Raw genomic sequence first — 18704 nt, forward strand, 5'->3', positions numbered from 1 at the left:
GGTTGCGGATGACGCTTCCGCGTATCAAAGAAAATTTAGAATTTAAAAATAAAATACCAGTCAATTTCTTAACTGACTGGCATTAGGGACAGGCTTGGCTTTTATTTCTTCTGGCTTAGCGATTGCTTTTATGAGGTAAAAATAGCAAAAAATATTGATGTGCAGGCTATTTCAGGGTCAGTGATGCATCCCGGGGCAGGCCAGGGCTGCCTCAGCGGCCTTGAATAAAACTGCAGCGCTGAATTTACGCGTTTTCCAGCGCATGAAGATGCTGCGTGAAGCTGCTTTCTGCGCCGGCAGCATTTACATGGTCAAAATAGCCATACCAGCCGCTGGCATGAATGCCGGTCAATAATGCATCGCGCGCCTGCTGGCTGGCAAAGCGCCAAATCCCCAGAAAGCGGTGCTCACTGCCTTGATCAATTTCAGGCTGAGTTTCGCTCAGGGTGAGGACTTCGACCCCCATGCCGGATAATCCGCCCATAGCTGTGCCGACATTGCTCAGGAATTGCCGGCGCTCCTCTGCGGGCAAAGCTTTCCAGGCGGCATTGGGGGTATAAAGCTCAACAAGGTAATGGGACATCGTTTTTTTCCTTTATTTCAGGTGATGCAGCTTCTGCGGTGAGCAGGCTGCTGGATAAAAGCGCTCATTTTATGCTTCTGTATTTTTTGCCGCTTTTTCAAGCAAAAAGGCCAGCTGTTCGCGTTCTGGCTTGGAAAGGCCGCCGAACAGGCCAGCGATCCAGCGGCTATGGTGCTCAATGACTGTTTTCGCCAGCTGCCGGCCTTTATGGGTAAGCCGGATGCAGAGCGCGCGCCGGTCATCGGCATTGGCATGGCGCTCAATCAGCGCTTCACGCTCCAGGCCGTCAAGCAGTCCGGTCACGGTAGCGCGGGTAACGCCCGCCTGTTTGGCCAGCGCATTCGGAGCCAGCCCATCTGGCGCAGCGTCGAGCAGAAACAAAAGCACAAAGCGCCCCTCAGAAAGGCCGTAGGGCGCCAGCTGGGCTGCGCAGCCGCGATCAATGCCGGCCGCCAGTGAAAGGGTCTGAAAGCATAATTGTATTCCTTCGATATCCGGCATTTTCCGCCGCTGCGCCTCATCAATGAGGGCTTGATATTTTTGTTCGAGCTGCATTTTGTATTGCGCCATATTGTATGGTGGCTAATTATATGGCTAATTTTTCCGCTCTGTCAATGCTGCCTTGCTGGGGTGCAGATGCTGTTTCCGCCTGTCAAATATGCATTTACGGCTGTAAAAAGAAAAACCGGCCAATTTTGAGCGGACAGGCATGGCTTTGCAAATCAGCTTTTATCTATGCAGCATTGAAGCTGAGGAGGGCAGGAATAAAAACAGCCCCTGAAAAAACTGTTATGCATGATGCTGATTTTCAGCATTTTATAGCGCAATCACTGAGGGGCGTGATTGAATAGCTCCATTTTGATCATGATTCTCATATGTGTTTGAAATGCTTCTTCATCTAAGTTTTTGAGCTTTAATTTGCAGATGCTTTCTAAGCCGCAGACAAATGCAATTAAGCGCCATGCCGCATCTTCTTTGCTGCTTGCTGCCGGAATGGCAAATTCCTGCTGCTGAATTCCCTGATCAATCAGATGAACCAAAGCATCATGCCAGCGCTCCATAGCAATATTATAGGCTTTGCCAATTTCCTGATCCTGATCAATTAAGCTTTCGGCTTCATTCCATAAACGCAAATAAGGCTGAACTTGCTTAATATTTTCACAGCCTAAAATCACTGATACCCGCTCATGCCAGCTCTTCGTCTCTATCTGCGCTTCAACTTCATTCAGCTGATCCATAAGCTCAAGAAATACTTCAGCCTTCAGATGAGAGGCCGATTGAAAATGGTGATGCACTTGGCCGGTAGAAACCTGAGCCTCCGCGGCGATGCAGCGCACCGTCAAAGCATTAAAGCCTGCCTGCAAAGCCAGTTTTTTAGCTGCATTCAGCATCATTTTCCGGCGTTCTTCGCGGTTTAAATAGATCATATTGGCCTGAAGATAAAGTAAGGGCTGCGCAATAGATACTAAACTAAGTTGGACGTCTGTTCAAGTTAAGCTATAATCGCCATAATTTGAACAAGTGTCCAGCTTTGGAGCAGGCTTTTTATGTACCGCAATTGGATGGTGCTCGGAATCATTGTTTTAATCTACCTTCCGGTCTCTATTGATGCCACAGTGCTTCATGTTGCCATACCGTCTTTAAGTACAGCGCTGTCATTGTCCGGCAATGAAATGCTGTGGGTTATTGATATTTATTCATTAATTATGGCCGGCCTGATTCTGCCGATGGGCGCTTTAGGTGACCGCATTGGCTTTAAGCGCTTAATGATGATTGGGGCGGGCATTTTTGGCTTGGCATCTTTCATGGCTGCATTCGCTTCTTCAGCTTATATGCTGATTGCTGCCCGCGCATTTTTGGGCGTTGGAGCCGCCATGATTTTGCCGGCGACTTTAGCCGGGGTGCGCAATACGTTTTTAGCTGAAAAGCAGAGAAACTATGCCTTGGGCATTTGGGGCACGGTTGGCGGGGGCGGCGCAGCCTTTGGCCCGTTATTGGGCGGCTTTATGCTGGAGCACTTTGAATGGGGTGCTGTGTTTTTAATTAACGTGCCGATTATCATCATTGTCATGCTTTTGACCGCATGGATTGTGCCTGAGCAGAAAGTTGATAAAAAACAGCCGTTAAATCTAATGCAGGCGCTGGTGCTGGTTGCATCCATTCTTATGATCATTTATGCGGTTAAAACCGCTATGCACCAGTTCAGCAGTACCGCTGTCTTAATTTTCATGCTGGGGGCAGGCCTGCTGAGCATGTTTGTGCGCCATCAGCTGAAAGCGGCCAGCCCGATGATTGATTTCAGCTTATTTAAGCATCCGGTCATTTCCGCCAGTATTGTTATGGCTGTAGTTGCAATGATTGCCCTAGTCGGATTTGAATTGCTGCTGTCGCAAGAGCTGCAGTTTGTCTATAACTATACGCCTCTGCAGGCCGGGCTGTTTATTCTGCCCTTTATGATTGCGATTAGCATAGGAGGGCCTTTTGCCGGTTTTCTGATGAACCGCTATAGCCTGCGTCCTGTTGCCGCGGCGGGCATGCTGATGTGCGCCCTAAGTTTCTGGGGCTTGGCTGTGACTGACTTTAATGCGCAGCATTTTCAGGCATGGGCATGGATGATTGTCATGGGGATCAGCGTTGAAATTGCGCTGCTGTCTTCAACCGCAGCCATTATGTCTGCTATACCTCCGCACAAAGCAACAGCTGCCGGGGCGATTGAAGGCATGGCTTATGAGCTTGGAGCCGGTTTGGGCATTGCTATTTTTGGGCTGCTGTTATCGTTTTTCTATGCGCAGTCGATCATTTTACCTGCTGGACTGATGCAGGAGGCTGCGCTTGCCGCCAATGCATCCATTGCTGAAGCCATGCAGGCAGCAAAGCATTTGGAACAGCCGTTAAAGCAGAGTTTAATTCAGGCTGCTGCAGAAGCATTCACGCTTTCACATGGGCGGGTTCTGGCTATTGCAGGCGGCATGTTCTTCATATTATCGATATTCATATGGTGGAAGCTGCCGTCAAAACAGCCATTAGCTGCGGTGGATGCAGGCGGAAAGGATTAAAGCGGGCCTTTCCAGTTCAGGAAGGTTTTTGGAGCAGATCGTTTTCAGGCGTGCAGAAAACTGGCGCATTAAGAATAAATAATTCAATAATTTGGCAGCATGCCATCAATATTAATGACATGCCGGCCCTTTAAAAATAAAATAACGCCCATATTGTTACTGAAGCGGATCAAAAAAGCATGCTGCTGATTTTAAGCGCTTGATTGATGCACTTTATTTATTTAATTGAGATTTGATTAATTTTCATGAAATTATTTCTAATTATCCTTGCAAGCTTAGTTCTGGAAGTTTTTGTCTGGATTGGCGTGGGTGACCTCGTCGGCAGCATGTGGTATGTGTTCTTCTGGTTCATCGCCGCGTTTTTGATTGGCGTGAATATCGTGCGGAAATCTTCGGCCGGCCTTATGCCGCAAATGCAGCAGATGCAGGCGGGCCAAATGAGCGCTGACCCTGCATTATCCGGCAATCTTCCCAAGCTTTTGGCCGGATTTTTATTAATGATTCCGGGCCTGATCACAGATGTTCTTGCCGTGCTGATCCTGATTCCGCCTGTGCAGAATGCGCTGAAAGCCACCATGATGAAAGTGATGATGAAGCGCCAGCAAGCCATGATGGAAAAAATGATGGGCGGCATGATGGGAGATATGGGCGGCATGGGCGGCGCGCAAGGCCAGAACCCGTTTGCAGACATGATGCGCCAGATGCAGGACATGCAGAACCAGCAAGGCGGGCGCGATTCCAGCATTATTGACGGCGAAGCGCGCGAAGTGACGCCGGACGCGAAGCAGATTGAACTGAAAGACGTCAATCAGCGCTAAGCGGTGCGGATGCTGATCAGTTAAGAAGTCAGGCCGGATCCATTGATCCGGCTTTTTTATTGCAGTAAATCCATGCAGGCAGCGTATTTATTTTTAACAAACGATATAATGCGCGCTTTAGGCATTCTGCTGATTTTCTATGTCGCTTCTTTTAACCATTTGCATGCTGCATTTTGTGGCGCAGCTGAGCCCAGGCCCTGACGTCTTGCTGATCGCAAAAAGTTCAGCCTCGACCACGCGGGCCAATACCTTAAAAATTATTTCCGGCATATCGGCGGGGATTGTGGTTTGGGTCGCGCTGACCTTAATGGGCTTTACTGTGCTGATTGAACAGCTGCCGTGGATTCAGCAGGCTTTAATGATCATCGGCGGCCTGTTTTTGGCGAAAATGGGCTGGGCCATGCTGAACGGTGGCTTAAAAAGCCTGAAGCAGGAAACTGCGCTGGAGCCAGAGGCGCAAGCTGAAAAGCCGGATAACTATTTCATGCTGGGCCTATTCACCAATTTATCCAACCCGAAAACGCTGATTTATTTCAGCAGCGTATTTTCGCTGGCGCTCAGTTCCTCTGCGGGCGCGCATCTTAAAACCCAGCTGGCGTTTATTATTCCAATTCAGACTTTTCTGGTGTTCAGCGTGCTGATGCTGATTTTATCCATGCCGAAAATTAAAGCGCTGTATCAGCGCTCCGGCAGCTATATCGACATCATCTCCGGCGCGCTGTTTTTAGCCTTTGCGGTTTGGCTGTGGCTGGATGCGCTTCAGGTCTTATGATTTAGGCGTCTGGATTTTTTGCGGCATCCGCCAGCTTTAATTCAGCAGGGGAAGGCGCCAAGCTTTCTGCTTTGATTTCTTCCTGGCGGTAGCGGTTCGGCTTCAGCGAAGCTTCGGTATTTTCAGAACCCTGATAGCTCCGGCTGCGGTTGGCGCGTTCTCGCAGGCCGCCTTTTTTAATCAATTGCACCATCATGCTTTCCTCAAATCAATGCGCTTAGTTTAATGCAAAAGCGCGCAGAGCAAAATGCTGATTGCGCATGTGAGCTTTCAGGCGGCCGGCTTCAGCAGGCAAGGCCAAGCCTGAGCGCCATAAAAAAACCTGATGCTGGATCAGGTTTTTTTCATCAATTTTTATTTGGCGGATTTGCTGTCTTGCTGAAGCACATCAAACAGCGACTGCTGCACAGGCACTTCCTGATGATCCTGCAGATAGAGATGCGCGGCTTTGAAAATCAGGGCTGCAGCCAGGCAGGCGATAATGCAGAAAATCCAAAAGCCAAAGGGGCTTTGGATGGTGTGTGAACCGCAGCGGGTGCATTCTTTGTCAGTAGAAGCAACGACCTTGTTGCAGCAGGCACAGTGATACTGATAGTGCATATTTTTCTCCTTATTATCTGACGCAGCTGTTGTTTTTTTAATTTTCAGCCAGGACTGCTGGGCTGTTTGTTTATCTTATGTCAGTAATTGTATGCGTACAATACGGCGGTAATAATCTGTAAAGTCACAAAATTAAAACCCGCAGTGCAAATGGCTAAGCTTATGTTTTTATAATTGAATTCAGCGAAATTCCTGCAGAAAAAGTTACAATTTCATTTTTCAAAAGACTGCGGATATGTTTCAGAAAATGCGGTGCCGCGCGGCATTCGCTGAATGGGTGCGCATTTTCCAGCAGCCTTGGCGCATCAAAGATAAGAGGAACTGCGGTTTTAAACGCAAAGCATCCATGATGTATGAGCGCGCAAATGGCGCAGGCGCCTGCGCCGCGGAAGCGGGTCAGGCAATATTAATTTGCCGGCTAAGAGCTAAAATCATTAAATATCATTTATATATTATAAATATTTTACTTTTTGTTTAAATGTGGTAAATTCTCCGCTATTCTCATATAGTGTGACTTGTGTCATGTAAATTTGGAATTTTGATGATTTTACAGCAGTATAAAATTGTCTTTGGCGGGACAATGGGGGCTGGCAAGTCAGCAGCGATCAAAACGCTGTCGGATATTCCGGTGGTCGCCACAGAAGCCATGAATACAGACACTGAAGCGCATGCTAAATATTTAACCACAGTGGGCATTGATTACGGGGAAATCCATCTGGAAGGCGATATTAAAATTGGCCTTTATGGAACGCCGGGGCAAGAGCGCTTTGATTTTATGTGGCCAATTGTATGCAAGGGCGCAATTGGCGCGGTCATTTTAATTGACCATACGCGCGCGGAACGCTTGCAGGATTTAGAGTTTTATCTGAAAGCGTTTCAAAGCTACAGTGAGAATATTGTGGTTGGCGTGACGCATTTAGATGAGCAAGATGATCAGATGCTGAAAATTTACCGTGACTGGATGGCCGTCCGCCGCTGCTGCTATCCGCTGTTTGCAGCCGATGCGCGGCAAAAAGATGATGTTTTATTGATGATTGAATCATTAATTGCATCTGTAGAAATTCAAACCGCTTAACTACTGGATCAGCCATTTATGTCTTCAGCCGTCAATATGCGCCAGGCGCCGCCCAGCTTAGTCCAGAAAGGGCTAAAGCAAATTCAGGAATTGTTGAATGCAGTGCAGGGCCTGGATTCTGTAATGCTTTGTTCTTCGGACGGCTTTGAGCTGGCTTTAGCGTCTAAAAAGAACTTGGGCAATACAGGGAAAATCGCTGCCGTTGGCAGTTCCATCCTGGCGATGGTTTCAGCCTTTGTGTCTGAAATCCAGCTTCAGGGCTGCCAAACCATCACGCTGGACGCCGACAATGGCAAAGCTGTTTTGTCAGCGGTTGCGCACCCTCAGTACCCTATGCTGATTGTGGCTTTGGCAGGCAAAGATGTCCTGCTGGGCCAGCTGCTGTATAGCGTAAAAAAAGCTGCTGAAAATATTGCAGCAGAGCATGGCGGCGTTTGAACTCAGCCTCTGCCGCCTTGCAGGGCGCAATTGAATAATCTTATATTTTAAAATTATTGGTTTATGAATCAAGTTCTTAATATTGCAATTTTCGGCTTAGGCTTAACGGTCTTAGATCAGATGAAAAAACAAATTCTTCTGGCCGTGCCCGCGCATATTCAAATTCAGTGGGTGAATATTGCTGAACATAAAATAGACCTGCTGCTTGTAAACGATCTGTTTTTTAGCTCGAATAATATTCAGCGCATCATTCAGCAGCATGCGCGCGCCTATCTGCGGCTGGTTAAGCAGCCTGAAAGTGCCGGATTGGTGATGGGGGATCAGCTGGCTTATCCCTTTATGCGGCTGGACAGTTTGACTGAATGGATGCAGGAGCAGCTGCTTGATTATGCATATGAGCCGCCATATCAGGCCTTAGGCGCGCCTTTTGCCGCTGCGGCGGGTCAAGCTGCTGTGGATGATGTTTTCAGTGAAATTTTTACCCCGCGCAACGGCTTTATTCAGCTGCGGGATTCGCATGGCTTTGTTGCGCTGGTAGATACCATGACCGAGCGTGTTTGGGTAAAGCAGGCCGGCGGCAGCATCATATTTAATGAAACATTACATCAAACTTATGCCACCAATCAATTTGCTCAGGATATTGCAAAAGAGTTAACCGCGCAGGATTTGCGGAGCTGGCTGTGGCAGACGGTAAATCATTCAAAGGGCTTGGCTTTGCCCGCGGTGCAGGCCAATCAGTATTTTAAACTGCAGATTTGGCCGCAGTGCGAAAAAGGCTTTGAACGCAGGAACCTGCTGAAAGCAGCAGCCTGCTTTGCCAAAGGCGCAAAGCTGCAGGCGGTAGCGGAGCATTTAGCCATGTCGGAGGAGGCCGTGGAGAAATTTGTAGCAATGGCTGCGCTGCTCAGACTGGGGCAATTTATTGAAGAATCGGAAGCCGGCTTTACTGCGCCAGCGGCGGAGCCTGCATCGGGCCAAATGCAGATGATCCGCGGATTTTTTGGAAAACTGCGCAAAAAATTAGGCCTTTAAAAATTTACTGGGGGCTTTCCCCTTACTTGAGAAGAGAAAAAAACGATGGCAAAAGTAACTTTAGATCAGCTGACGGAAATTGACGGTTTTATCGCTGCAGCGCTGGTGGACAGCGAAAGCGGTTTGGCGCTGGCAGCGCAGGGAACCGGAATAGTGGATTTGGAGCTGGCGGCAGCCGGCAATACAGAAGTGCTGCGGGCAAAGCGCAAAGTGGCTAAAGCGCTGCAGCTGAATGACACCATTGAAGATATTTTAATTACTTTGGGCAAACAGTATCACCTGATCCGCCCTTTAGATTCAAATGAGTCGCTGTTTTTATACCTGGTTTTAGACCGTTCTAAGGCGAATTTAGCCATGGCGCGCTATGAGCTGAAAGGATTCGAAAAAGAACTCGATTTCTCATAATCGCTCAGTTCTTTTTTAAGCAGGCCAGCCGCCCGGGTGAAATCATCCGGGCGGCTGGCCTGTTTATTGCGCCCGGCTTTTAGCGCCGGAAAATAGCAAAACAGTTCCTGCATTTGCCTTCAGCCAGCCATGCAACCTAGGCACGCGCCTGCTGCCAAGCGCTTTTCGGCATTTAATGCTATAGTCTGCGGGTTGAATTCCGGATTATAAATGATGTTGAAAAAAGGCATTTACCAGCACTATAAAGGCCAGCTGTATCAGGTTTTTCATGTAGCGACCCATAGCGAAACAGAAGAAAAGCTGGCGGTTTACCAGTGCCTGTATGGCGATTATTCCATGTGGGTGAGGCCCTTGGAAATGTTCACAGAAAGCGTGACCGTGGAAGGAAAAACTGTGGCGCGCTTTCAGCTGATTCAGGAAACCTGAGCTGCTGCTGCGCTACTTGAACGCTGAATCGGTGAGTAATGCTGATCAGTTAAGCGAAGTTTCATTATTGCTGATTGATAAATCTCCCCTAACCCTGAGCCATATATGGCGCAAGGAAAAAGAGGGGGATGAACAGCATTGCTGTGCAAGGAATTCAAGACTGTATTGAATTTCAAAATACTCCCTCCTTTGAAAAAGGTGAGCAGCACTGCTGCGCAAGGGGAGGATTAAAAATGCTTAACTGACTGGCATTAGACACGGTAAGCCATTATTAAAACAAGGGGGGAAATCATGAGTTTGACGGAAGAATTCTTGGCGCAGGCAGACGCGCTTTACCAGAGCTTTCAGGCGCATGACGCTTTGCAGTCAGACCGCCTGCATCGCTTCCGCAACATAGAGCCTGACTCTGCGCGCTTGTTAGCCGTATTGATTCGCGCCCAGCAGGCGCGGAAAATTCTGGAAATCGGCACTTCTACAGGCTATTCAACGCTTTGGCTGGCCAATGCCGCGCAAAGCACGCAGGGCCATGTCACGACCGTTGAAATTGACGCTGAGCGCAGCCGGAAGGCGCAGCGTCATGCCGCGCAGCTGCATCTGCACCATGCTGTAGATTTTAAAGTCGGCGATGCGCTGGCGTTTCTGCAGCAGTGCAATGAGCGCTATGATTTTATTCTGCTGGATGCCGAACGCGATGCCTACGTGGCCTATTGGCCCTATTTAGCGCAGATCATGCAGTCCAAAGGCGGGCTGTTGGCTGTGGACAATGTGCTGTCGCATGCGTCGGAAGTTGCTGAATTTATTGGCATGGTTGAGGCGGATAAGCGCTTTGCCTGCGTCAGCCTGCCGGTCGGCGCCGGCCTGCTGCTGGTCACTGCGGTTTGACTGCATGGCCAAATGCCTGTGCGGAAGCCATCAAAACCTGAGTTCTGATGGCTGCTTTTATGCCTATTATTGAATGCTGATGCGGGTGAAGTGCAGGTCATATTCTAAGTATTTGTGCACAAAGGCTGCTTTATCATGACAGCGCATCATGTTGTTATAAATAAACTCAGGAACAGGGTGGTACAGGTCGCCGGTTCCATTGGTGTAAAAGATTTTAAGATAGCGCGATGAAGCACTGTATTTCCAGGATTTCACGGCAAGCTGTGTTCCCATAAGCACCTCGCATAAGTTATTTTATTATTCGCAGATTCTGTCTGTTACCTTTTGAAATTAGACGGTTTTTGAACAGGCGAATATTGCAGTTTTGTAAATATTCCAGCCGTTTTATTTCAGGCGGCAAAGCTCCGGTTTTCAGCGGCAGCCGCCAGCCGCCTGCATCTTCAGCGTATGTGGCCCATCCGAGCATTGCCAATAAGATTTTCAGATAACTTTAAGATTAAACTGGCAATAAAAGCGATAAAACTTCATGCTGGATGATTTTCGGCTGCTGCAAGAAGAACTGCGCGTCTAAACCGGTCATTTCCAGCTGCACAATATTCTTCAGGCCGTCAAAAAAGCGGCCGTTCAGCTGCTTCAGGCAGCGGAAAATCAGGCTTTTATTTCGGCGCATCAGCTGATTCTGCAGATTTTCAGCTGAACTTTGCTGCCGCTGATGATTTTTGTCTGGCGGTACTGGCAGAAGCTGGAAGCAGGCTGATCAGGCAAATGAAAAACCGCGCAGGAAGCGCTCATGCCAGTCAGTTAAGAACTTGACAGGCATTTTCTTGGGTACTTTTTGGGCTTTATTTTGACGGTTCTCGGGCATTGCTTTGAGCATCTTTCAGGTAAAACAAACATTTTAGACTGTTCCAGCAAACACGCTAAATGCTTGGACAAATTCCCTGCTGATTCCAGCGGAGTAAGCCCCTATATTATTACGGATTGATGAATCTCTCTTAACCTTGAGCCATATATGGTGCAAGATAAAAGAAGGGATGAACAGCAATGCTGTTCATCCCTTCTTTGGAAAAGGTGAGCAGCGCTGCTGCTCAGGAGGAGGATAGAAAATGTTGAGCGGACTGGCTTTACGCCGCCGCATCATTTTCTATACCTATGATTTATAAAGTATCATTGGCTTTGAAATTGTAGTTTTTCTGCTTTTCGTAATCGAACTGGCCTTCCCATTTGCTGATTACCAGCACAGCCAAAGCATTTCCGATGACGTTCAGCACAGTGCGCGCCATATCTAAAATCCGGTCAATGCCCGCAATAAAGGCCAAGCCTTCCAGCGGAATGCCGACACTGCCTAAAGTGGCCAGCAGCACCACAAAAGACACACCCGGAACGCCGGCGATGCCCTTGGAGGTGATCATCAGCGTCAGCACCAGAATAACCTGCTGGCCTAAGCTGAGGTCAATGCCGTACAGCTGCGCAATAAAAATAGCAGCAATGCTTTGATACAGCGTTGAACCATCCAAATTGAACGAATAGCCGATAGGAATCACGAAGCTGGTAATCGGCTTTGGCGCGCCGTAAGCTTCCATTTTTTCCATAATCCGCGGCAGCACAGTTTCTGAACTGGCGGTTGAATAGGACAGAATCAGCTCATCTTTTAAGATTTTAATAATGGTCCAAATGCTGAAACCGCAAATTTTGGCCACAAAGCCTAAAATAATAAAGATGAAGAAGAAAATTGCGCCATAGACCAGCAGCGCCAATTTAACCAAAGGCAGCAGGGAGCTGAAGCCGAAGTTCGCCACCGTAGCGGCGATTAAGCCGAAGACGCCCAGCGGCGCAAACAGCATAATCATGTGCGTCACTTTGAACATGGTTTCAGAAACAGCATGCAGCACATTAATCAGCGGCTGCTTGGTTTCCTGCGCCAAAGAGCCTAAGCCGATGCCGAATAAAACCGAGAAGAAAATAATCGGCAGCATTTGCCCGCTGGTTAAAGCTGCGAAAAAGTTGGACGGAATCAGCGACAGAATGGTTTGCACCAGGCCATGCGAATGCTGGCTGACTTCGTGGCTGGTTTCCTGATATTTTGAAATATCCACCTGCGTCAGGCTGGACATGTCAATGCCGGCGCCGGGCTGGAAGATATTGGCGGCGACTAAGCCGACGATAATGGCAATGGTGGTAATGATTTCAAAATACAGGATGGTTTTGAAACCAAGCTTGCCGACGTTCGTGCCGTGGCTTGCGTTCGCAATGCCTAAAATCAGCATTGAAACCACAAGCGGGATAACGATCATTTTGATCAGGTTAATAAAAATTGAACCCAGCGGAGTCAATAAATTATTTACTAAGGCGTCACGGTATTCAGGAGAATAGTGGAGAAAAGAGCCTAAAAGTATACCTAAAATCAGCGCAATCACGATTTGCCATGCAAGGCTTATCTTAATTTTTTTCATACTCAGCTCTGAAAAACTAAATTAGGGGCAAAAAAATTCCACAGCAGCTCTTGACGCCGCAGCACGGAAAAAGTGGCGGGCAATAAAGGCAAGAGCAATTTTGGCAGACTGGGAGAATTGTATTGTGAAGCGCTTATAAAAAATGAGCTAACTTTTTTTCGCTTGGCTGGTTTATTTGCTTATTATTTTTTCAGTTTAAGTTAACAATCCGATTTTATGTATTAATTTAATTTATAAATTAAATAAAAATGATTAATAAATGACTCCTATGGCCTAAGTTTTAAACGCCAATAGGCCCAAATCAGGCAGATTGCGCCAAAGGCGCTCAGGTAAATCAGTTTCGGAATGACAATTTCAGCCGGCACGCCCATTTGGTTCAGCTGAATAAACATTTGAATGCCTTGGGTTGACGGCAGGAATTCGCCCAGCCCCTGCAGCCATAGCGGCATGGCGGCATGCGGCCAGGCCGCGCCGGACAGCAGAAACAGCGGAATAGAGGTAAAAACAATCAGATGGCCTGCACGCTCGGGCATATCCAGAAAAGAGGCCAGCAGCATGGCGGCGCCAGTCACGCAGCCGATAAAAACCGGCACGCCAATCAGCATGCCGGTAAAATTGCCGCCGCGCGGGTAGTCATACAGCCAGAAGGTGAAGCCGAATAAATACAGGCAGCCTAAGCAGCCAATGGTGAAAATGGCAAAAAAGATGCCCCAGAACTCTGCAGGTTCAGGGCGCCATTGCTGCTGTTCACGGTAACCCGCCAGCAGCATGCATAAGCCCAGCACAATGGTTTGATGAATGATCAGCGGCGCCACCGCCGGAAAAATATAGCTGCCGTAGCCGGATAATGCATTAAACAGCGGGATTTGATGAATGGAAAGGGCCGGGGAGAAATGCGACAGGCGGCCGAATTTTTCCGCCTGTTCCGCCAGGGCATTTTCTATGGAGGCCGCAAGGCCAAGGCCAATCTGCTTGGTTTTGAGGAAGTTGGCTGCGCTCAGATACAGGCCAACACCGCCGGTTTCTCCACGGCGGAGGCTGCCGGACAGATTTTCCGGCAGCAGCAGGATGCCGTCGGCCTGCTGGCGCTGAATCATGCGCTCGGCTTCTGCAAAGTTGCCGGTCACGGCCTTAATTTCCACATTCGGGCTGTTGGCTACCTGCCCAATAATTGCCGAGGTCACTGCGCTCTGCTCTTCATCGACAATAATAATCGGCAGGGCCTGCGCCTGCTGCGCCTGATAGGCGGTCGGATAGAAAAAGCTGTACATGAAGACCGACAGAATCAAAGTGGTCAGCAGGGATGAATTGGCGGCGATGTCTTTGAAAGTTTTGAGGTAATGCTGAAAAAACCGCTTCATGGCTGCATCCCCTTGGCGTATTTTTTCAGGAAGGTGTAAGCCAGCGCAAAATACAGCACGGCATAGATCAGCAGGACTGCAAAAGGCTGCAGCGAAGAGGACAGCGGGCTGCCGATCACCCACTGTTCAGTCTGCAGTTTGGCATAAGGCGTGTAGGGGATAATATGCGCCCAGAACTTGGTAAACAGCGGCGCATTGTTCAGCGGCAGCGTCACGCCGGCGAAACTCAGCGATGAGCCGCCGTACACGGCAATAAAGCCAAAGGTCTTGCTGAGGTTTTTTGTCGCCAGCACAATGGCGCTGCTGAGAAAGGCGTAGGCGCTGTACAGCAGCATCTGCGCCGCCAGAATCAGCCACAAATGGCCGGAAACGAACCAGCCGCGGATGCCGATCAGCCAAACCATCCACAGCCATGTCCATGCGCTGAAAATTAAAATATAGGCCAGATTTTTAGACAATAGCGCGCTGAATAGGCTGTGCTGATTCAGCCATTGATCCGAGGTTTGGAATTTCAGTTCCTGCCCTACAGAAAAAGCCACGCAGCAGCACAGCAGTAAATGCAGTATGGCTGGAATCATGTAAGGCTCTAAATAGAACTCATAATTCAGGCCGGGATTATACAAAGGGGAAATTTTGACATTCGGCGCCGGCGCATCCAGATAGGGGATTTTATTTTCCAGATAATTCTGGCCGGTAAAATCCGCCGCTGCCTGCACAGTGCTCAGCAGCATGGCGGAGGAAACTGTATTGCCCACACTGAAGTAGCTTTGATTAAAAGCGATGCTGATTTGCGCATCTTTGGCCTGCACCAGGCGCTGTTCTGCGCCGGCAGGGATATGCACATAGCCCCAGATTTTATTTTGATTCAGCAAATATTCTGCATCGGCCTGATTGTCGGTAATTTCTGCAATCTGCAAAGTATGGTTCAGGCTTAAATAGCGTGCAATATTCCTGCTGAGCCCGCTCTGGTCCTGATCAATCACCGCAACCGGCAAGTGTTCAGGCTTGCCCTGCGCAAACATGCTGCTGAACATGACAATAACGAATAAAGGCGCCAGCGTGACCAGGCACAAGTCCCACTTATGCTTGAGCAGATAGCGCAGTTCACGCAGCAGGCCCGCCAGCATTGCCCGCATGGTTATTGCGCCTCTGTTACTTTAAACAGCACGCTCATGCCGGCTTTTAAGCCGGGAATGGCTTGCGCCGGCGCCAGATGGACTTTAAAGCTGCGGATGTCATAGCCGCCGGTCTGGCGTGTGGTTTTAATGGTGGCGAATTCGCCTTCGGCATCAATATGCTTAATTTTAAAGGCCGCGCTTTGGCCTAGCGCGGGAATATAGCCGCTCATGGTTTTGGCTGTATAGACGGACTGATACTGGTCTTCGCGCACATTCAGGCTGACCCATACATCATTATCTTCAATAATGCTGACCACAGGCACGCCCATTGCCACCAGTTCAGAGGCTTTGCCGTAGGTTTTGGACACCGTGCCGCGGATGGGCGCCAGCAGCTTGGTTTCAGCTTCCAGCGCATTGGCTTCGGCTACGGCGGCTTTGGCAATTTCCACCTGCGCATCTGCAGATGATTTCTGTTCAGGCGTGCTGCCGCGCTTGGCGCGGGCATACTGCTGATAGGATGCTTCGGCCATTCCGGCTGCCGAAACCGCAGCGGCCTGCAGCTCATCGCGGCGCTGGCGTGAAATTACGCCTTCCTGAAACAGCTTGGCGCCGCGCTGGTAAGTGGTTTGCGCCAAAGCCTGCTGCGCTTTCACCGCCTGCCAATTGGCGTACAGCGTTGCAATATTTTCTTCCTGCGAACCGCGCTCAGCCGTCGCCTGCAGGGCAAGGGCAGACTGCAGCGCTGCTAAAGCCTGCTGCTTCTTGGCGTCAACTTCCGGGCTGTACAGGCGCACCAGCTCCTGGCCTTTTTCCACTTTCTGCCCATCCTGCACATAGATTTCTTCTATGCGGCTCGGGACTTTGGTTGATACATGGATGGTTTCCGCTTCAACGCGGCCCTGCAGTTCAAGCGCTTCCGGCTGGTAGCTTTTCCATAAGCCGAAAGCAATCAGCCCCAGCAGCAGAATCAGCGCCGTCAGGCCAATTGCTTTAAGCGCGCCGGATTTTTTCGCATCGGCATTTTCCGCAGCCGGCTGATCCGCCGGAGCTTTGGCTGCGCCGGCTTCCGGCGCGGCGCTATCCGCTGTTGCGTTCTGTTCCGCTGCATTGGCTGGCGCGGCGCTCTCTGCCGGCAGCTCAGAAGAAGCAGGGCTGTTTTGCGGATCAGGTGTATTTTGATCTTGATTCATGCATTTCCCCATCTGCAATTAACGGACATAGCGCGTATTGGGCTGGCTGATATAGGTTTGGAACTGTTCAATGGAGCCGTGGCTTTGCAGCAGCGTGGCCAGCGACATCACGTATTTATAGGCATTCAGCGCGGTTTCAGATTTTAATCCGCTGAGCGCATTCTGCGCGTCAATCACTTGCGCGGCGGTGCCCATGTCTTCTTTAAAAGACAGCTCCTGAATGCGCAAATTTTCCTGCGCCGCTTTCAGGTTCTGCTGCAGCAGCTGATCGCTCTGCTGCGCCGCGGCGGCTTCGCTGTAGGCGCTGTAAATGACGCTTTCAATTTCCTGTTTGGCGCGCTCGGTCATCAGTTCAGAGGCGTAGCGCTGCAGTTCTGCAGCCTGCACATTTTTGCTTTTATCGATGCCGGAAAATAAGTTGTAGCGCGCGCCGACGCCGACAATCCAGTTCTGCTTGTCATCCAGGCTGTATTCGCCAAAGGCGAACAGGCTGGGCTTTTTGGCGGCATTCTGCGCTTTGACATTGGCATTGGCCAGCCGGGTATCCATCTGCATTTTCTGAATCAGCGCGGAATGTTCCGGAAAGCTTTTCAGCAGATGATTTAAGGCCAGATTTTGCGTGGAATTGACAAACAGCGGGGTGGTTAAATCGGTAATTTGGCTGCTTTGCAGCAGGTTATTCAGCTGAAACAGGCTGGATTTATAGCCGGCGTCCGCATTTTGATGCGAGCGCTGGGCATTGTTGCGCGCCACTTCAAACTGCATGCGCTGGCCTTTGCTGATAAAGCCCTGCTGTTCCAGTTTCAGCGCATTGCGGTAATGGGCCTGTATGGCGTCTAAATTAAACTGGCTGCTGGCCAGCAGCTGCTTCTGCAGCTGCGCATTAAAATAGGCCTGAATGAGCTCAAAGCGCTGCAGATCCTGCTGCTGCCTGCTGTTCAGCTGGCTGCGCTGGGCCTTTAAGCTGGCGGCTTCCTTGGCGCTGGATGTCAGTCCGCCGGTATATAAAGGCATTGTGATGGAAACGGTCGGTCGCATGACCTGATCTTCCAAAACCACCTGCGATGAATCTGGAATCAGGCCGACACCGTCATGAATGGTTTGATTTAAGCTGTCTTTCAAGGGGTCAGCTGCGCTGCCTAAAGTACCTTGCCATTCATCAATTTTACTGCTGACGCCATTGGACAGCGTCTGTTCTAAATTATTTTTCAGCGCGCCTAAAGGCACATCCAGCTCATTATGAAAGGCATAGGCGCGCACGTTGAAATCAACCCGCGGCAGCCCTAAGCCTTTTAGTGCCTCCGCTTCCAGCTGTGACGCCTGTTGCAGCGCCTGATGGGCCTGCGTGGTGTAGGAATCCCGCAGCGCATTCTGCTCCGCCTGCTGATAGCTGATGCTTTGCGCAAGGCAGATTGAGCTGAACAGCATGGAGGCGGTGAACAGGGCGCCACGCCGCGCAGCCTCAGCGCTCTTCTGCATGGCGCTTTGGGATTGAGGCTTAAAAAAAACTGAGGAACGCTGTAACATCCAATAGACTCTCCGCATTGTCATTTCAATTATAAGGCAAGGGCCGGGCAATGTGTTTTTTATACAAGCGTCTATATTTTCATAATAAATCAAAGCTGTAAAAACTGAAATTATCGCTTATATTGGGTCAGGATGCCTTTCATGTTTAATAAATATAAGATGAATTTACAAGTTAAAGCGCCAAATAATTTTGCAGATTCCTGCACGCTGAATGAAGCGGTGGAACTTTTTTATCAGAAAAACGGCTTCGGGCCAATCGCCGGTGACCGCGAACCGCTGACGGTAGGCGTTTATACCGGTTGCCTGATTGTGCCTATGCCGAATATTGGCGTCCGGCATAAATATTTGAAATATCACGATATGCATCATATTTTGACTGGCTATACGGTCGGGCGCATCGGTGAAGGCGAGGTCAGCGCATGGGAACTCGGTACAGGGTCAATGTTCCGCCATCCGGTTTTAGGCGTCATGAACCTGATCGCGCTTTCTACCGGCTTTTTCCTGAAGCCGAAACGCATGCTGCAGGCCTACCGGCGCGGCTTGGTCAGCAGCAATACCTATGACGCCCAGTCCCGCCAGTGGATTGATGCGAACGGCGCTGCGCGCCTGTCAGAACTGAAGCGGCTGAAACTGGCGCATAAAAAAACGGTATTTTTAGCGCCGCTGCGCTGGCTGGAATTTGCCGTTTATTTAAGCTTAGCCATGCTGATACATGCCGCTGTCGTCATTCCGGCCTTAATCCTGAGGATCGTCAGCTATGCGCTGGCCGGCGAGCCGTTTATTGAAATAATCAAGCCGGTGAAAAGATCAGATCTTTATTGAAAATTCAGCTTTAAATGTCCGGCAGTATTGAAATATTTTCAGGATAAATTACTGCAAGACTGGGCTATCTATGGTTAAATGCCATCATTTTATTGTGTTTCACTCTGAAAGGAAAAATCATGCGCGCGTACAACTTCTGTGCTGGT

23 protein-coding genes are annotated in these 18704 nt (G+C 49.4%); 11 read left to right on the forward strand and 12 right to left on the reverse strand.

Annotated elements, in window-relative coordinates; all coding sequences use genetic code 11:
* Positions 1-244: 244 nt before the first annotated feature.
* Together RSA72_RS09770 and RSA72_RS09775 are read right to left on the reverse strand one after the other, a co-directional pair.
* On the reverse strand, positions 245-583 hold the full coding sequence (locus RSA72_RS09770; RefSeq protein ID WP_332622069.1) for a DUF6616 family protein: 339 nt from the start codon (positions 581-583) through the stop codon (positions 245-247).
* Between the two features lie 69 nt (positions 584-652).
* Complete coding sequence (locus RSA72_RS09775) at positions 653-1138, reverse strand: MarR family winged helix-turn-helix transcriptional regulator (RefSeq protein WP_332622071.1); 486 nt, start codon at positions 1136-1138, stop codon at positions 653-655.
* A gap of 35 nt (positions 1139-1173) precedes the next feature.
* Between RSA72_RS09775 and RSA72_RS09780 the strand changes: the two genes are divergently transcribed.
* Positions 1174-1434 (forward strand): hypothetical protein, encoded by a 261-nt coding sequence (locus RSA72_RS09780; protein WP_332622072.1) that lies wholly within the window; start codon positions 1174-1176, stop codon positions 1432-1434.
* Here RSA72_RS09780 and RSA72_RS09785 read toward each other — a convergent pair.
* Complete coding sequence (locus tag RSA72_RS09785; RefSeq protein WP_332622073.1) at positions 1411-2010, reverse strand: TetR family transcriptional regulator; 600 nt, start codon at positions 2008-2010, stop codon at positions 1411-1413. The genes RSA72_RS09780 and RSA72_RS09785 overlap by 24 nt on opposite strands.
* A 120-nt stretch (positions 2011-2130) precedes the next feature.
* On the opposite strand from RSA72_RS09785, the gene RSA72_RS09790 reads away from it, so the two are divergent.
* From RSA72_RS09790 to RSA72_RS09800, 3 genes are all read left to right on the forward strand, one after another.
* Complete coding sequence (locus tag RSA72_RS09790) at positions 2131-3639, forward strand: SmvA family efflux MFS transporter (protein WP_332622074.1); 1509 nt, start codon at positions 2131-2133, stop codon at positions 3637-3639.
* Positions 3640-3884: 245 nt separating this feature from the next.
* A complete protein-coding gene (locus RSA72_RS09795) occupies positions 3885-4457 on the forward strand; it encodes an FxsA family protein (RefSeq protein WP_332622075.1) in 573 nt (190 codons plus the stop codon).
* A 139-nt stretch (positions 4458-4596) separates the two neighbouring features.
* On the forward strand, positions 4597-5229 hold the full coding sequence (locus RSA72_RS09800) for a LysE family transporter (RefSeq protein WP_332622076.1): 633 nt from the start codon (positions 4597-4599) through the stop codon (positions 5227-5229).
* Between the two features lies 1 nt (position 5230).
* Here RSA72_RS09800 and RSA72_RS09805 read toward each other — a convergent pair whose 3' ends face one another.
* Together RSA72_RS09805 and RSA72_RS09810 are read right to left on the reverse strand one after the other, a co-directional pair.
* Positions 5231-5422, reverse strand: a complete 192-nt coding sequence (locus tag RSA72_RS09805) for a hypothetical protein (protein ID WP_332622094.1) — start codon at positions 5420-5422, stop codon at positions 5231-5233.
* Positions 5423-5583: 161 nt separating this feature from the next.
* A complete protein-coding gene (locus RSA72_RS09810) occupies positions 5584-5829 on the reverse strand; it encodes a hypothetical protein (RefSeq protein ID WP_332622077.1) in 246 nt (81 codons plus the stop codon).
* Positions 5830-6370: 541 nt separating this feature from the next.
* On the opposite strand from RSA72_RS09810, the gene RSA72_RS09815 reads away from it, so the two are divergent.
* The 6 genes from RSA72_RS09815 to RSA72_RS09840 all read left to right on the forward strand — a co-directional run bounded on the left by RSA72_RS09815 (position 6371) and on the right by RSA72_RS09840 (position 10087).
* The gene (locus RSA72_RS09815) at positions 6371-6904 is read left to right on the forward strand and encodes a GTP-binding protein (protein ID WP_332622079.1); all 534 of its coding nucleotides are present in this window, start codon (positions 6371-6373) and stop codon (positions 6902-6904) included.
* Positions 6905-6922: 18 nt separating this feature from the next.
* A complete protein-coding gene (locus RSA72_RS09820; protein ID WP_374575090.1) occupies positions 6923-7342 on the forward strand; it encodes a roadblock/LC7 domain-containing protein in 420 nt (139 codons plus the stop codon).
* A gap of 63 nt (positions 7343-7405) precedes the next feature.
* Positions 7406-8374, forward strand: a complete 969-nt coding sequence (locus RSA72_RS09825) for a hypothetical protein (RefSeq protein ID WP_332622080.1) — start codon at positions 7406-7408, stop codon at positions 8372-8374.
* 45 nt (positions 8375-8419) lie between these two features.
* The gene (locus tag RSA72_RS09830) at positions 8420-8779 is read left to right on the forward strand and encodes a roadblock/LC7 domain-containing protein (protein WP_332622082.1); all 360 of its coding nucleotides are present in this window, start codon (positions 8420-8422) and stop codon (positions 8777-8779) included.
* A 210-nt stretch (positions 8780-8989) separates the two neighbouring features.
* Positions 8990-9205, forward strand: a complete 216-nt coding sequence (locus RSA72_RS09835; RefSeq protein ID WP_332622084.1) for a DUF1653 domain-containing protein — start codon at positions 8990-8992, stop codon at positions 9203-9205.
* 291 nt (positions 9206-9496) lie between these two features.
* Positions 9497-10087 (forward strand): O-methyltransferase, encoded by a 591-nt coding sequence (locus RSA72_RS09840; RefSeq protein WP_332622085.1) that lies wholly within the window; start codon positions 9497-9499, stop codon positions 10085-10087.
* 66 nt (positions 10088-10153) lie between these two features.
* On the opposite strand, the gene RSA72_RS09845 is transcribed toward RSA72_RS09840, so the two are convergent.
* The 7 genes from RSA72_RS09845 to RSA72_RS09875 all read right to left on the reverse strand — a co-directional run bounded on the left by RSA72_RS09845 (position 10154) and on the right by RSA72_RS09875 (position 17688).
* Positions 10154-10360: a KTSC domain-containing protein gene (locus RSA72_RS09845; protein WP_068907564.1), complete on the reverse strand. Its 207-nt coding sequence runs from the start codon at positions 10358-10360 to the stop codon at positions 10154-10156.
* 223 nt (positions 10361-10583) lie between these two features.
* The gene (locus RSA72_RS09850; RefSeq protein ID WP_332622086.1) at positions 10584-10757 is read right to left on the reverse strand and encodes a hypothetical protein; all 174 of its coding nucleotides are present in this window, start codon (positions 10755-10757) and stop codon (positions 10584-10586) included.
* Between the two features lie 487 nt (positions 10758-11244).
* On the reverse strand, positions 11245-12540 hold the full coding sequence (gene gltP, locus RSA72_RS09855; RefSeq protein ID WP_332622087.1) for a glutamate/aspartate:proton symporter GltP: 1296 nt from the start codon (positions 12538-12540) through the stop codon (positions 11245-11247).
* Positions 12541-12806: 266 nt separating this feature from the next.
* On the reverse strand, positions 12807-13901 hold the full coding sequence (locus tag RSA72_RS09860) for an ABC transporter permease (protein ID WP_332622089.1): 1095 nt from the start codon (positions 13899-13901) through the stop codon (positions 12807-12809).
* Positions 13898-15028, reverse strand: coding sequence for an ABC transporter permease (locus RSA72_RS09865; protein WP_332622097.1), 1131 nt, complete (start codon positions 15026-15028; stop codon positions 13898-13900). The genes RSA72_RS09860 and RSA72_RS09865 overlap by 4 nt, the downstream gene beginning before the upstream one ends.
* Before the next feature lie 11 nt (positions 15029-15039).
* Positions 15040-16209, reverse strand: a complete 1170-nt coding sequence (locus tag RSA72_RS09870) for an HlyD family secretion protein (RefSeq protein ID WP_332622090.1) — start codon at positions 16207-16209, stop codon at positions 15040-15042.
* 18 nt (positions 16210-16227) lie between these two features.
* Positions 16228-17688 (reverse strand): TolC family protein, encoded by a 1461-nt coding sequence (locus RSA72_RS09875; protein WP_332622092.1) that lies wholly within the window; start codon positions 17686-17688, stop codon positions 16228-16230.
* Positions 17689-17877: 189 nt separating this feature from the next.
* On the opposite strand from RSA72_RS09875, the gene RSA72_RS09880 reads away from it, so the two are divergent.
* The gene (locus RSA72_RS09880; RefSeq protein WP_332622093.1) at positions 17878-18558 is read left to right on the forward strand and encodes a hypothetical protein; all 681 of its coding nucleotides are present in this window, start codon (positions 17878-17880) and stop codon (positions 18556-18558) included.
* Positions 18559-18704: the final 146 nt, after the last annotated feature.

The organism is Acinetobacter sp., assembly GCF_036659555.1.
In the GTDB taxonomy this organism is placed as follows: Bacteria; Pseudomonadota; Gammaproteobacteria; order Pseudomonadales; family Moraxellaceae; genus Acinetobacter.

Excerpts from the sequence above, each read along its gene's own strand:
- RSA72_RS09875 (WP_332622092.1), bottom strand. The coding sequence starts at position 17,688 with ATGCAGAAGAGCGCTGAGGCTGCGCGGCGTGGCGCCCTGTTCACCGCC.
- RSA72_RS09820 (WP_374575090.1), top strand. The coding sequence starts at position 6,923 with ATGTCTTCAGCCGTCAATATGCGCCAGGCGCCGCCCAGCTTAGTCCAG.
- RSA72_RS09870 (WP_332622090.1), bottom strand. The coding sequence starts at position 16,209 with ATGAATCAAGATCAAAATACACCTGATCCGCAAAACAGCCCTGCTTCT.
- RSA72_RS09845 (WP_068907564.1), bottom strand. The coding sequence starts at position 10,360 with ATGGGAACACAGCTTGCCGTGAAATCCTGGAAATACAGTGCTTCATCG.
- gltP (WP_332622087.1), bottom strand. The coding sequence starts at position 12,540 with ATGAAAAAAATTAAGATAAGCCTTGCATGGCAAATCGTGATTGCGCTG.
- RSA72_RS09775 (WP_332622071.1), bottom strand. The coding sequence starts at position 1,138 with ATGCAGCTCGAACAAAAATATCAAGCCCTCATTGATGAGGCGCAGCGG.
- RSA72_RS09805 (WP_332622094.1), bottom strand. The coding sequence starts at position 5,422 with ATGGTGCAATTGATTAAAAAAGGCGGCCTGCGAGAACGCGCCAACCGC.
- RSA72_RS09780 (WP_332622072.1), top strand. The coding sequence starts at position 1,174 with ATGGCTAATTTTTCCGCTCTGTCAATGCTGCCTTGCTGGGGTGCAGAT.
- RSA72_RS09790 (WP_332622074.1), top strand. The coding sequence starts at position 2,131 with ATGTACCGCAATTGGATGGTGCTCGGAATCATTGTTTTAATCTACCTT.
- RSA72_RS09865 (WP_332622097.1), bottom strand. The coding sequence starts at position 15,028 with ATGCTGGCGGGCCTGCTGCGTGAACTGCGCTATCTGCTCAAGCATAAG.
- RSA72_RS09810 (WP_332622077.1), bottom strand. The coding sequence starts at position 5,829 with ATGCACTATCAGTATCACTGTGCCTGCTGCAACAAGGTCGTTGCTTCT.
- RSA72_RS09795 (WP_332622075.1), top strand. The coding sequence starts at position 3,885 with ATGAAATTATTTCTAATTATCCTTGCAAGCTTAGTTCTGGAAGTTTTT.
- RSA72_RS09800 (WP_332622076.1), top strand. The coding sequence starts at position 4,597 with ATGTCGCTTCTTTTAACCATTTGCATGCTGCATTTTGTGGCGCAGCTG.
- RSA72_RS09840 (WP_332622085.1), top strand. The coding sequence starts at position 9,497 with ATGAGTTTGACGGAAGAATTCTTGGCGCAGGCAGACGCGCTTTACCAG.
- RSA72_RS09770 (WP_332622069.1), bottom strand. The coding sequence starts at position 583 with ATGTCCCATTACCTTGTTGAGCTTTATACCCCCAATGCCGCCTGGAAA.
- RSA72_RS09860 (WP_332622089.1), bottom strand. The coding sequence starts at position 13,901 with ATGAAGCGGTTTTTTCAGCATTACCTCAAAACTTTCAAAGACATCGCC.
- RSA72_RS09815 (WP_332622079.1), top strand. The coding sequence starts at position 6,371 with ATGATTTTACAGCAGTATAAAATTGTCTTTGGCGGGACAATGGGGGCT.
- RSA72_RS09850 (WP_332622086.1), bottom strand. The coding sequence starts at position 10,757 with ATGCGCCGAAATAAAAGCCTGATTTTCCGCTGCCTGAAGCAGCTGAAC.
- RSA72_RS09880 (WP_332622093.1), top strand. The coding sequence starts at position 17,878 with ATGTTTAATAAATATAAGATGAATTTACAAGTTAAAGCGCCAAATAAT.
- RSA72_RS09785 (WP_332622073.1), bottom strand. The coding sequence starts at position 2,010 with ATGATCTATTTAAACCGCGAAGAACGCCGGAAAATGATGCTGAATGCA.
- RSA72_RS09825 (WP_332622080.1), top strand. The coding sequence starts at position 7,406 with ATGAATCAAGTTCTTAATATTGCAATTTTCGGCTTAGGCTTAACGGTC.
- RSA72_RS09835 (WP_332622084.1), top strand. The coding sequence starts at position 8,990 with ATGATGTTGAAAAAAGGCATTTACCAGCACTATAAAGGCCAGCTGTAT.
- RSA72_RS09830 (WP_332622082.1), top strand. The coding sequence starts at position 8,420 with ATGGCAAAAGTAACTTTAGATCAGCTGACGGAAATTGACGGTTTTATC.